We start from the raw sequence: 12,247 nt of genomic DNA on the forward strand, positions 1-12,247 counted from the left end.
GCAGTAAATATGATATCTTGTGCCTATTGGCATGCCAGGATATGAAGTCAGCTTCATAAGCGGTGACCGCGATGCTGCAAATCGAAATCGAGACCGTCTGGCGCTTTCGCAAGGAGAACTCGCCGCAGACCGCGGTGGTGATGCTCGGCATCCTCAACGAGATCCGCAAGACCGGGAAGATCACCAGCGCCGCCAACGACGCGCATTTGTCCTATCGCCATGTCTGGAACCTGATCGAGCAATGGTCTGAATTCTTCGGCGTGCCGCTGGTGGAGACCCAGCGCGGCAAGGGCTCGAAGCTGACGCCATTCGGCGAGAAGCTGGTGTGGGCCGGCGAGCGCATGCAGGCGCGGCTCAGCCTGCAATTGCAGAACCTCGCGCAGGAACTGGTCACCGAGATCAAGCCGTTCCTCGAGCAGCGGCCGCAGGTGATCCGCGTCCACGCCAGCCACGGCTTTGCGGTGTCCAAGCTGCGCGAGTTCCTCGACCGCGCAAGCGGCGTCGGCGTCGACCTGCGCTACGTCAGCAATCAGAACTCGCTGCTCTCGCTGGCGCAGGGCGCCTGCGATCTCTCCGGCGTGCACCTGCCGCGCGGCGAGTTGCGGGCGCAGGGCATCAAGGCCTGCCGCGAATGGCTCGATCCGCGCGAGGACCGCGTGATCAATTTCGTGACCCGCGAGATGGGCCTGATGGTCAAGCGCGGCAACCCGCTGAAGATCACCACGCTGAAGGACCTGGTCGAGCGCAAGGCCCGTTTCGTCAACCGCGACCACGATTCCGGCACCCGGCTGCTGTTCGATCAATTGCTGGCGCTGCACAAGATCCCCGAAGGCCGGATCAACGGCGCCCAGCACATGGAGTTCACCCACGCCGCGGTCGCCGCCTATGTCGGGAGCGGCATGGCGGATGCGAGTTTTGGTGTCGAGGCCGCCGCGCGGCAATTCGGGCTCGATTTCATCCGCCTGCTGACGGAAGATTACTTCTTCGTCTGCAAGCGTGCGTTCCTCGACACCGAGCCGATGCAGCGCGTGCTCGCGATCATGAAGAGCAGCGAGTTTCACAAGGCCGTGGGCGCCCTTCCCGGCTATGTCGCCTCGCAGACCGGCGCCGTCAGCGGCGTGAAGGAATTTCTCGAGAAGATGCATTCCGACCGCTGACCAGCCACGTGGGGCGGCGGCTGGACTGGTGTGTAACGATCAGGCCAATCCGCCGATATCGGCGACCAATACCGATCCAGTCACGGATTCGGTGATGTAGAGGCGATCGCGGTTGGCGCCGCCGATCGCGACGTTGGTGCAGCTCTGTCCGGCGCAGGACTTGATCCGCGCGATGCACTCGCCGTTCGGCGCGAACACGAAGACATGGCCGAGCGAGGCGTGCGCGACGAACAGCCGCCCGGCTTTGTCCATCGTCATGCCGTCGGGTCCGCTCGGGCCGAACAGCGAGCAGAAGCGTCCGACCTTGGAAACGCTGCCGTCCTTCATCAACGGCGCGCGCCAGACCGCATTGTCGCGCGTCATCGCAACGAACAAGACGGCCTCACGCGGATCGAGCACCAGACCGTTCGGACTGATGCCGGTGTCGATCAGGCAGTCGAGCGCGCTGTTCACCCGCAGCCGATAGACGCGGCCGGTCGGATCGTGCAGCCCGGTCTGGCCCTGATCGGTGAAATAGATGTCGCCATTGGAGGCGATGTGCAGATCGTTGCAGCCGCGGAACGATTCCGAATTGCGCGAGCGCAGCAGCGGCGTGACCGCGCCCGATCTGGGGTCGAGCTCCATCAGCCCGTGCCGGTAGTCGGCGATCAGGATGCGGCCCATCGGGTCGATCTTCAGCCCGTTCGGCCAGCCGTCATATTCGGCGACCTGCGACCATGATTTGTCCGGCGCAATCCTGAAGATGCGGCCGAACGGAATGTCGACGATGTAGAGATTGCCATCGGCATCGAACGACGGCCCTTCGATGAAGCAGTCGGTCACCGCGCCCGGTCGGTTGGCGTCGGCCCATTCGCTCGCCACCTTGCGGCGGAATTCGGCGGGCACGGTGGAGAAGATCTCGGTCGGGATCAGTTTTGGCGGCGTTTCCAGGAACATCATTGTTGGTTCACCCCTTGGCGGAACGGGCTGGACCATAGTGGAGAAGGCTCGCGGCGTCGAATGCGCTGGGGACATTGCGTCATTGCGAGCGCAGCGAAGCAATCCACGTCCCCGCACGCCGAGGCATGGATTGCTTCGCTGCGCTCGCAACGACGCGGGATGGCGCCCAGCGCGCTACGCACGCATGTCGTGCGGCGAACGCCGACGACAGCCGACCTTATTCGGCCGCCTGCGCGCTGCCGTAGGCTTCCGAGATCATGTAGCCGGACAGCGTGCCGTAGGCGGCGGTCCATGCAGCGGCGACGTCAGGCGTCCAGGCTTCGCCAAGGCCCTTCTCCAGCGTCCACAACAGCGCGCCACCGACCACCGGATAATGCTCGGGCTTGGCACCATAGCCGACATGACGTTTGGCCAGCGCGCTCGCGGCGGGCAGCACCGACGGCAAATTGCTCAATCCATTGACAACGACAGCGAGCGTTCCCATCAGCTTCTTGCGCTGCTCGGTCATGTCCGAGGGAAACATCGCTTTCACCGCCGGTGCGACCTCGAACAGGCGGTCATAGAAGATGACCGCCGCCTGCTCCGAGATCGGCGCCACCTTGGCGAAGGTCTCCTGGACGAGCTTGACCTGGTCTTCCGTCATGTGTGCCTCCGTGCACGCTTCCTCGCCGCGCCATTGCGGCGAGACAGAAAAAGCACTTCACATGAGCAAGCGTCCGCTCATGCCGCCTCGACGAAGCTGTGGCGCTCGTAGAGGAATTCGAGCACGCGCTGCCGGCACTTCAGGTAGCCGGGATTGGTCGCGAGCTCCAGCCGCTTGCGCGGCCGCGCCAGCGGCACCTCGAGCACCTCGCCGATCCGCGCGCTCGGGCCGTTGGTCATCATGACGATGCGGTCCGACAGCAGCACGGCCTCGTCGACGTCGTGGGTGATCATCAGGATGGTGTTGCCGAGCTTCTGGTGCAGCGCCATCACCGAGTCCTGCAGATGCGCCCGGGTCAGTGCATCGAGCGCACCGAACGGCTCGTCGAGCAGCAGCACCTTCGGCTCCATCGCAAGTGCACGCGCGATGCCGACGCGCTGCTTCATGCCGCCGGAGATCTCGCTCGGCCGCTTGTCCTTGGCATGCGCCATCTGCACCAGGCTGAGATTGTGCATCACCCAGGCGTCGCGCTCGGCCTTGCTCTTGGTCCTGGCAAACACCTTGTCGACGCCGAGCTTGACGTTCTCGTACACCGTGAGCCACGGCAGCAGGCTGTGGTTCTGGAACACGACGGCGCGATCTGGCCCGGGCGAATTGACCTCGCGGTTCTCCAGCAGCACGCCGCCATTGGTTGCGCCGGTGAGGCCGGCGACGATGTTGAGCAGGGTCGACTTGCCGCAGCCGGAATGGCCGATGATCGAGACATATTCGCCCTTCTCGATCGTCAGGTTGATGTCCTTCAACACCTCCGTGGTGGCGCTGCCGCGGGTAAACGTCTTGTCGATGTGATCGAGCTTCAGATAGGCCTGCATGATTTGTCCCTCAATTGGCGGCGGTGCCGCGGGTCACGACTTTGCCGAGACCCGCAATGAGGCGGTCGAGCACGAAGCCGATGATGCCGACATAGAACAGCGCCAGGATGATTTCGCTGATGTGCGAGGAATTCCACGCATCCCAGATGAAGAAGCCGATGCCGACGCCGCCGATCAGCATCTCGGCGGCGACGATCGCGAGCCAGGACAGACCGATACCGATACGCAGGCCGGTGAACATGTAGGGCGCGGCCGCCGGGATCATGATCTTGGTGAAGAACTCCACCGGATTGAGCTGCACCACCGCGGCGACGTTGCGGTAATCCTGCGGGATGTTGCGGATGCCGACCGCGGTGTTGATGATGATCGGCCACACCGAGGTGATGAAGATGACGAAGATCGCCGAGGGCTGGCCGTCGCGGAACGCGGCAAGCGACAACGGCAGCCAGGCCAGCGGCGGGATCGTGCGCAGCACCTGGAACAGCGGATCGAGCCCGCGCATCGCCCAGACCGATTGTCCGACCAGCGTGCCGAGCGCGATGCCGGCGATCGCCGCCAGCGAATAGCCGTAGGCGACGCGCTGCAGGCTGGCGGAGAGATGCCAGAACAGGCCCTTGTCGATGCCGCCATTGTCGAAGAACGGATCGAGGATCAGTTCCTTGGTGTCCTTGAACACCTTTGACGGCGGCGGCAGGCTGGAGCCGGCGCGCCGGCAGACCAGCTCCCACACCACGAGCAGCAACGCGACCACGATCAGCGGCGGGACGACGCGCGCGGCGGTCTCCTTCGCCATCCTGGCGTAGGCCTCGGCGCGCGGTGCGCGCTTCGGCGTCATGGTCACGACCGGCGCCGCGACAGCGGCCGGCGGGGTCGCGACTTCCAACATTTCGGTCTTCATGGCAGGCATCGACATTGAAAAAGCATCTCCGTGGTCGGGCGACGGGCCGCGCAGGAAGAGCGCGGCCCTCTGGTCGTCGGCTCAGACGTCGACGCGCTTGATCGACAGCGACTTTAGATAGGCGGCGGGATTCTCCGGATCGAACACCTTGCCGTCGAAGAAGGTCTCCTTGCCGCGCGAGGTGGAAGCCGGAATTTCGGACACGCCGAGCTCCCTGGCCGCCTCCTTCCAGAGATCCTCGCGGTTCACCTTGGCAATCAGCGCCTTGGTGTCGAAGCCCGCCTCATACTTGCCCCAACGGATATCCTCGGTGAGGAACCAGAGGTCGTGGCTCTGATAGGGATAGGACGCATTGTCTTTCCAGAACCGCATCTGCTGCGGCGAGTTCTCGACCACGCGACCGGTGCCGTAGTCGAACTTGCCCTTCATGCGGTCGGTGATGTCCTCGACCGGGCAGTTGATCCACTGCCGCTTGGCGCAGATCGCCGCGGTCTCCTCGCGGTTCTCCATCTTCTCGCACCATTGCTGGGCTTCCATGACGGCCATCAGCAGCGCCTTCGCGGCCTTCGGGTTCTTGTCGACCCAGGCCGCGCGCAGGCCGAACGATTTCTCCGGATGCTTGTCCCAGAGCTCGCCGGTCGTGATCGCGGTGTAGCCGATGTCCTGGTGGATCAGCTGCAGATTCCACGGCTCGCAGACGCAGAAGCAGTCCATCGTGCCGACCTTCATGTTGGCCACCATCTGCGGCGGCGGCACCACAATGGTCTCGATGTCCTTGTCGGGGTCGATGCCGCCGGCTGCGAGCCAGTAGCGGATCCAGAGATCATGCGTGCCGCCAGGGAAGGTCATCGCGGCCTTCACGGCCTTCCCGGACGCCTTCTTCTTCTCCAGCGCCGCCTTGAACGGCGCGGTGTCGAGGCCGACCTTGAGATCGGCATATTCCTTGGCGACCGAGATGCACTGACCGTTCAGATTGAGCCGCGCCATGATGTACATCGGCGTCGGCTGATTGTTCTGCGTCACCTTGCCGGCCGAGATCAGATACGGCATCGGGGTCAGGATATGCGCGCCGTCGATGCCGTTGCCCTCGGAGCCGAGCACCAGATTGTCGCGCGTGGTGCCCCACGAGGCCTGCTTCTGCACCTCGACGTCGGGCATGCCGTATTTGGCGAAGATGCCCTTCTCCTTGGCGACGAACAGCGGCGAGGCATCGGTCAGCGCGATGAAGCCGAGCTTGGCGCCCTTCACCTCGGGGGCCGCACCTTGCGCGAATGCACCAGCGGGAAAGTTGAGCTTGGCTGCGGCGAGCAGCGCGGCGGCGCCGCCGGTCGCCTTCAGCAGGCGGCGACGGCTGATCGCACGGCTCGGGGGCGTGTTGCTGGGCTTGGTCATCGGTCGTCCTTTGCGTCGTTGCGTTGCGGTGTTGCGGCTGTGCGTCGGGCACACCCCCCGTCGGGTGGCGACGCGCGCAGGGCGCAAAAGGGCATGCACCGGGGAGGCCCCGGGACTGGCGGCGTCAGAAATCCGATGGGGTGGCCTCGAGGGACGGCTTCAATGGCGTCGGCACTTGACTATTCAAGCCTTGTGCCAAGCTACCGCATTGCAAAAATTGATTTTATTGCAAAGTCTTGCGCAACATGTCGCAGCATGCGCGAGCTTGCCGCACGCTGCCAAAAATTGCGATTCGCCCAATTGTTGTGCGACGCACAAAAACTGGGCAGACGGCTTGGAGGATGACGATCAGGCGTCTTCGGTGACCTTGGTGCCGAGCGGCGCGGGCGCCATTCCGCCACCGGGCTTCACGCGGATTTCGTAGGTCATCAGGCTCCACGGCCCATCCGATCGCTGGCCGTCGGGCATCACGGCATCGGTGCGCCGCTCGACCTTGGCGATCAGTTCGTCCTTCACGCCGAACACGACATCGGAGTCGATGTACTTGTCGCCTTCGACGAACACATGCGTGATCAGCGGCTCGTAGCCCTTGGCGTTGACCAGGAAGTGCACATGCGCCGGCCGCATCGGGTGACGGTTGGTCTGCGTGATCATCTGCCCGACCGGGCCGTCGGTCGGGATCGGATAGCTGCACGGCACGATGGTGCGGAAGAAGAAGCGGCCGTCGGCATCGGTGATGAAGCGCGCCCGCGACGACGGACCTTCGGTGGCATAGCTCGGCTTCTGCGAGTCGTAGAATCCGTCGTCGTCGGCGTGCCAGATGTCGACCGGCACGTTGGCCAGCGGCTTGCCGTCGAGGTCAGTGACGCGGCTTTGCACGAACATGCGCTCGCCGGGCAGGCTCGCCGAGACATCGGTGCCGTGCGGCGTCACCTTGTGCTCGCCGACATAGAACGGCCCGAGCACGGTGGTCTCGGTGGCGCCGTCGCGATCCCGGTGGTTGACCGCATCGACCAGCATCGACACGCCGAGCACGTCGGACAGCAGGATGAATTCCTGGCGGATGTCGGTGCATTTCTGCCCGGTGCGGGTCAGGAAACCGATCGCGTGGTCCCACTCCTCGAAGGTGAGATCGGTCCTGCGCACATAATCGTGCAGCGATTTCACCAGTTCCTGAAGCAGGAACTTGACCCTGGGATCGGGCGTCTGGTCGAAGCTGCGGATGACGGCGGCGGTGAGCTCGGTTTCGTTGAACTGGGTCATCTCGGCGTTTCCCTTGAACCCCTTTTTGGAGCACGATTGCGCCGGCGAGCCTACACCACCGGCCCTGCGCCGGTAAGCAGCGGCCGGTTGGTGAAACAGACACTTTTCGGCTATCAAGGCTGCCTTGCCAGCCGGAGAAACGCCCGATGTTAGCCCCCACGCCTGCCTCGCCCGAATCCGCGGGAATGTCGACCGCCGCGCTGAACCGTCTCGAAGCGCATCTGAAGAGCCGCTACATCGATGCCGGCCGCTTTCCCGGCACCCAGGTCCTGATCTACCGCCGCGGCAAGATCGTGCACTCCACCGTCCAGGGGTTTGCCGATCTCGAGCGCAAGGTGCCGGTCAAGGACGACACCATCTTCCGCATCTATTCGATGACCAAGCCGATCACCTCGGTCGCCTTCATGATGCTGGTCGAGGAAGGCAAGGTCGCGCTCGACGAGCCGGTCGCAAAGTACATTCCGGAATGGAAGAATCTCGGCGTGTTCGTCGCCGGCACTGCGCCCGCCTTCCTGACCCGTCCGCCGACGCGGCCGATGCAGATCGTCGACCTGTTGCGGCACACCTCGGGCCTCACCTACGGCTTCCAGCAGCGCTCCAATGTCGACGCCGCTTATCGCGAGAAGAAGATCGGCGAGGTCATCAAGGCCGGCACGCTCGACAGCATGATCGAGGACCTGGCCAAGATCCCGCTGGAGTTCTCGCCGGGCGAGGCCTGGAACTACTCGGTCTCGACCGACGTGCTCGGCTATCTCGTCGGCAAGATCTCCGGCCAGCCGTTCGAGCAATTTCTGAAGGAGCGCATCTTCAAGCCGCTCGGCATGAACGACACCGATTTCTTCGTGCCTTCCGACAAGGCGCACCGCTTTGCCGCCTGCTACTCGGCCGACCCGCAGGGCGGCTTCAATCCGCTCGCCGCCGAGCGCAAGGGCACGCTGACCTTGCAGGACGATCCGACGACGAGTTCATTCCTGTCGCCACCCTCGCTGATCTCGGGCGGTGGCGGACTGTGCTCGACCGCAGCCGACTATCTGACCTTCTGCCGGGCGCTGCTCAATGGCGGCGAGCTCGGCGGCGTCCGGCTGCTCGGCCCGAAGACGCTGAAGCTGATGACCTCGAACCACCTGCCCGGCGGCGTCGACCTGCCGGCGATGTCGCGCTCGATGTTCGCCGAAGCCGCCTATAACGGCATCGGCTTCGGCCTCGGCTTCGCGGTCACCATGCATCCGTCGCAGACGCTGATCGCGGGCAGCCCGGGCGAATTCAACTGGGGCGGCGCCGCGACGACGTCGTTCTTCATCGACCCGGCCGAAGAGCTGATCACCATCTTCATGACCCAGGTGCTGCCGTCGAGCGCCTATCCGCTGCGGCGCGAGCTGCGCACCATGGTCTACGCCGCGATCACCGAGAGCAACCTCTGACGCCGGGGCTCCCAGCAATTGCAAAAGCTATTCCGCGGCGCACACCTCGCTTGAGCATCATGGCGCCGCGGAAGCTTTCTGATATCAAGCTGTTTCCTTTGGCGGATTTTTCCCGCCTCCCCTAAGCTTACAGCAAATGGGCACCGACCCGGGGACTATGTGCCGAAACTGACATTGCCAGTGCGTCTCGCGCTTCTGGTCGCGGGAACGATGTTGCCGCTGATCATTTTCGCGGTCGGCATCGTCTTTCATAACTACCGACAGGAGCGCCAGGCCGCCACGCAGCGCGTGCTGGAGACCGCGCGCAATGTGCGCCTGCTGCTCGACGCGGAAATGCAGCGCATGACCGGCGGGCTCGAGGTGCTCGCGCTGACCAATTCGCTGCGCAACAGCGACTTCGGCAATTTCCGCCGCGTCGCGGCCGGCTTCCTCGACCAGTACGGCAAGGACGGCGTGATTCTGGTGGCCGACCGCAGCGGACGCCAGGCGTTTTCCTCGCTGACGACGGATACCGCGAGCCTGCCGCCGCGCAACAATCTCGCAATCGTCGAGAAGGTGTTCGCGACCCGGCAGCCGCAATACTCCAACCTGTTCTTCGGCGCGGTGAAGCAGCGGCTGATCATCACCGTCGAAGTGCCGGTGATCCGTGACGGCGAGGTGCTCTATGACATCTCCTTCAGCCCGCCGATCGATGTCTTCCAGGCCATCATCGAGAAGCAGCGCCTCAACCAGGACTGGACCATCTCGATCTTCGACAGCGACGGCGTCAACCTGGCGCGGGTGCCGAATCCGCAGGCGACCATCGGTCAGCACGCATCGCCATCGCTGTTTGCCGAGATGTTCCGCCGCAGCGAGGCGACGCTGCCGACGGTCTCGCTCGAAGGCGTGGCGCTGATCACCGGCTTCACCCGCTCGCGCGTCACCGACTGGACCGTCGCAGCCGGGATCGCCGAGAACTCGCTGGTGGCGCCGCTGTGGCGCACCCTTTCGATCACCAGCGTGATCGGCGGCGTCCTGCTCATGGTCGGCCTCGGCTTTGCCCTGCGGATGGCGACCACGATCGCGCGCGGCGAGATGCTGCACGACCTGCTGATCGAGGAACTCAACCACCGCGTCAAGAACACGCTGGCGATCCTGCAATCGATCGCCACCCAGACCTTCCGCAGCGCGAGCCGCGCCGAGCGCGAGAAATTCGAGGGACGTCTCGGCGCGCTGGCCGAGGCGCACAATCTGCTCTCGACCGACAAATGGCAGGGCTCCGACTTGCAGGACGTGGTCAGCCGCGTGCTGCGGCCCTATCTCCTGAACACCTCCGAGCGGGTCAGGATGTTCGGACCGCGCGTACCGCTGTCGCCGCGGCTCGCTTTGGTGCTGTCGATGATCCTGCACGAGATGGCGACCAACGCCGCCAAATATGGCGCATTGTCCAACGACACCGGCACGGTGACGCTGGACTGGGAGATCCTGCAAGAAGGCCCCGGGCCGAAGCTCCGGATGATCTGGACCGAGGCCGGCGGCCCGCCCGTGGCGGCGCCGGTGCAGCGCGGCTTCGGCTCCCGGCTGATCGAGCGCAGCGCCCGCGACCAGCTCGGCGGCGAGGCCACGGTCGATTTCCGGCCCGATGGCGTCGTCTACACCGTGACCAGCACCCTCGAAATCGGCGAATGACCGCGCAAATCGCCCCCAATCCTGCGACATCTTGGCACGCAAGTTGCTAAGATGGGACGGGTTCGGCCGGCAAGAAGCACCGGCCAGAAACAGGGGGAGTTCATGTCGACCATTGCAGCCGAAGCCACCGTGGCACGAAAGCCGCTCTACACATCGCTGTTCGTGCAGGTGCTCGTCGCGCTGCTGCTCGGCATCATCATCGGCATGGCCGCGCCCGATTTCGCGATCGGGCTGAAGATCTTCAGCGATGCCTTCCTGAAGCTGATCTCGATGATCGTGGCGCCGATCGTGTTCTGCGTCGTTGTGCACGGCATCGCCGGCGCCGGCGACCTCAAGAAGGTCGGACGGGTCGGCGTCAAGGCGCTGGTCTATTTCGAGACCATGACCACGGTCGCGCTCGTCGTCGGCCTGCTGCTCGCCTATCTGTTCGGGCCCGGCCACGGCATGAACATCGACACCTCGACGCTGGACCCCAAGGCGCTCGGCAACTACGCCAGCAATGCGCAGAAGCTGAAGGGCGAAGGCGTCGGCAGCTTCCTGCTCAACATCATCCCGACCACCTCGTTCGACGCGCTGTCGCGCAACGACGTGCTGCAAGTGCTGTTCTTCGCCATCATCTTCGGCGTCAGCCTGGCGCTGGTCGGCGGCGAAAAGGGCGAGAAGATCACCTCCTTCATCGACGCGGTCTCGACCGTGCTGTTCCGCGCGATGGGCCTGATCGTGCGCTTCGCACCGATCGGCGTGCTCGGCGCGGTCGCCTACACGGTCGGCAAATACGGCGTCGGCTCGCTGAAGCAGCTGCTGTCGCTGGTCGCGCTGTTCTACATCTCGGTCGCAATCTTCGTGCTTGGCGTGCTTGGCGGGGTGATGGCGCTTGCCGGCATCAACATCCTCAAATTCCTCGGCTACCTGCGTGAGGAGTTGATGATCGTGCTCGCCACCGCATCCTCCGACGCGGTGCTGCCGCAGATCATGCGCAAGCTCGAACGGCTCGGCGTCAAGGACTCGGTGGTCGGCCTCGTGATCCCGACCGGCTACTCCTTCAACCTCGATGCGTTCTCGATCTATCTGACGCTCGCCGTCGTGTTCATCGCCCAGGCGACCAACACGCCGCTGTCGTTCGGCGACCTGCTGCTGGTGCTCGGCGTGTCGCTGATCACCTCGAAGGGCGCGCATGGCGTGCCGGGCTCGGCGATCGTGATCCTGGCGGCGACGCTCAATGCGGTGCCGAGCATCCCGGCGATCGGCCTCGTGCTGGTGCTCTCGGTCGACTGGTTCATCGGCATGGCGCGCGCCGTCGGCAATCTGATCGGCAATTGCGTCGCCACCGTCGTGGTCGCGGCATGGGAAGGTGACCTGGACCGTGACAAGGCCCGTCGCGTGCTCGAGGGCGCCGAGGCGGTCGACGTGACCGCAGGTTGAGCGGCGCGGCTCAAAATCGGCAGCGTCCCGCGCCTGGCGCGGGGCGCTCGCTTACTTGATCAGCCTCAGATAGGGCGGCAACGGCCTGGTCGCCGGTTCTTGCACCGGCTCGTCCGACGCGATCATGTCACACAGCGCCTTCAGTTCGGAATCCGTCACCTTGTGGAGTTCCATCCGGAGTTCGAGGATGGCAAGGGACAGCAGCCGTGCTGTCTCCGTATTCGCCCGGTCGGTCAGAAACGCGTGACATTCTTCCAGAGTTGCAAGCAGTGCCAGCAACCGTTCTTCCGTATTTGCCACCGGCATATCTTCCACTCCCGAAGCCGCGAGGTAGAGTCGGGGAGTACCCCTCTTTCGCTTCATTGGCCTCTCCCGCCAGAGTTCGCCGACTTCTCGTAGGCACAGATTTGTTCCGGATGATTCAGAACTTTTGGGCAATTGTCCAGCAACATTCCGAAAGCCCGACTTGGACTTAGGTCAAACTTTTCGCATTGACGGCGATTCAGTCAAGCAACCCTGGACCATCGCCGCGACCTCAGGGTGCACTAGCTGGGGTTGCATCCTTGCAAAGA

11 protein-coding genes are annotated in these 12,247 nt (G+C 64.2%); 4 read left to right on the forward strand and 7 right to left on the reverse strand.

Features of this window, described 5'->3' with window-relative positions:
• Positions 1-71 precede the first annotated feature (71 nt).
• Positions 72-1,157 carry a substrate-binding domain-containing protein gene (locus tag ACVINW_RS38075; RefSeq protein WP_456756047.1) on the forward strand — a complete coding sequence of 362 codons (1,086 nt, stop codon included), beginning with the start codon at positions 72-74 and terminating at the stop codon, positions 1,155-1,157.
• Between the two features lie 39 nt (positions 1,158-1,196).
• On the opposite strand, the gene ACVINW_RS38080 is transcribed toward ACVINW_RS38075, so the two are convergent.
• The 6 genes from ACVINW_RS38080 to ACVINW_RS38105 form a co-directional block, all read right to left on the reverse strand.
• The gene (locus ACVINW_RS38080; RefSeq protein ID WP_456756048.1) at positions 1,197-2,096 is read right to left on the reverse strand and encodes an SMP-30/gluconolactonase/LRE family protein; all 900 of its coding nucleotides are present in this window, start codon (positions 2,094-2,096) and stop codon (positions 1,197-1,199) included.
• A gap of 217 nt (positions 2,097-2,313) precedes the next feature.
• Positions 2,314-2,739, reverse strand: coding sequence for a globin family protein (locus tag ACVINW_RS38085; protein WP_456756049.1), 426 nt, complete (start codon positions 2,737-2,739; stop codon positions 2,314-2,316).
• Between the two features lie 77 nt (positions 2,740-2,816).
• Positions 2,817-3,611, reverse strand: coding sequence for an ABC transporter ATP-binding protein (locus ACVINW_RS38090; protein WP_456756050.1), 795 nt, complete (start codon positions 3,609-3,611; stop codon positions 2,817-2,819).
• A 10-nt stretch (positions 3,612-3,621) separates the two neighbouring features.
• Positions 3,622-4,524, reverse strand: a complete 903-nt coding sequence (gene ntrB / locus ACVINW_RS38095) for a nitrate ABC transporter permease (protein WP_456756051.1) — start codon at positions 4,522-4,524, stop codon at positions 3,622-3,624.
• Positions 4,525-4,590: 66 nt separating this feature from the next.
• Positions 4,591-5,901 (reverse strand): CmpA/NrtA family ABC transporter substrate-binding protein, encoded by a 1,311-nt coding sequence (locus ACVINW_RS38100; protein WP_456756052.1) that lies wholly within the window; start codon positions 5,899-5,901, stop codon positions 4,591-4,593.
• Positions 5,902-6,249: 348 nt separating this feature from the next.
• On the reverse strand, positions 6,250-7,164 hold the full coding sequence (locus ACVINW_RS38105; protein ID WP_456756053.1) for an intradiol ring-cleavage dioxygenase: 915 nt from the start codon (positions 7,162-7,164) through the stop codon (positions 6,250-6,252).
• 146 nt (positions 7,165-7,310) lie between these two features.
• On the opposite strand from ACVINW_RS38105, the gene ACVINW_RS38110 reads away from it, so the two are divergent.
• The 3 genes from ACVINW_RS38110 (at position 7,311) to ACVINW_RS38120 (ending at position 11,675) form a co-directional block, all read left to right on the forward strand.
• Positions 7,311-8,585, forward strand: a complete 1,275-nt coding sequence (locus ACVINW_RS38110; RefSeq protein WP_456756054.1) for a serine hydrolase domain-containing protein — start codon at positions 7,311-7,313, stop codon at positions 8,583-8,585.
• Between the two features lie 159 nt (positions 8,586-8,744).
• On the forward strand, positions 8,745-10,253 hold the full coding sequence (locus ACVINW_RS38115) for a sensor histidine kinase (RefSeq protein WP_456756055.1): 1,509 nt from the start codon (positions 8,745-8,747) through the stop codon (positions 10,251-10,253).
• Between the two features lie 102 nt (positions 10,254-10,355).
• Entirely contained in the window at positions 10,356-11,675 is a 1,320-nt protein-coding gene (locus tag ACVINW_RS38120) for a dicarboxylate/amino acid:cation symporter (RefSeq protein WP_456756056.1), read from the forward strand.
• 51 nt (positions 11,676-11,726) lie between these two features.
• On the opposite strand, the gene ACVINW_RS38125 is transcribed toward ACVINW_RS38120, so the two are convergent.
• Positions 11,727-12,038 carry a hypothetical protein gene (locus ACVINW_RS38125; protein WP_456756057.1) on the reverse strand — a complete coding sequence of 104 codons (312 nt, stop codon included), beginning with the start codon at positions 12,036-12,038 and terminating at the stop codon, positions 11,727-11,729.
• Between the last annotated feature and the right edge of the window lie 209 nt (positions 12,039-12,247).

Source organism: Bradyrhizobium sp. USDA 4461 (genome assembly GCF_054055655.1).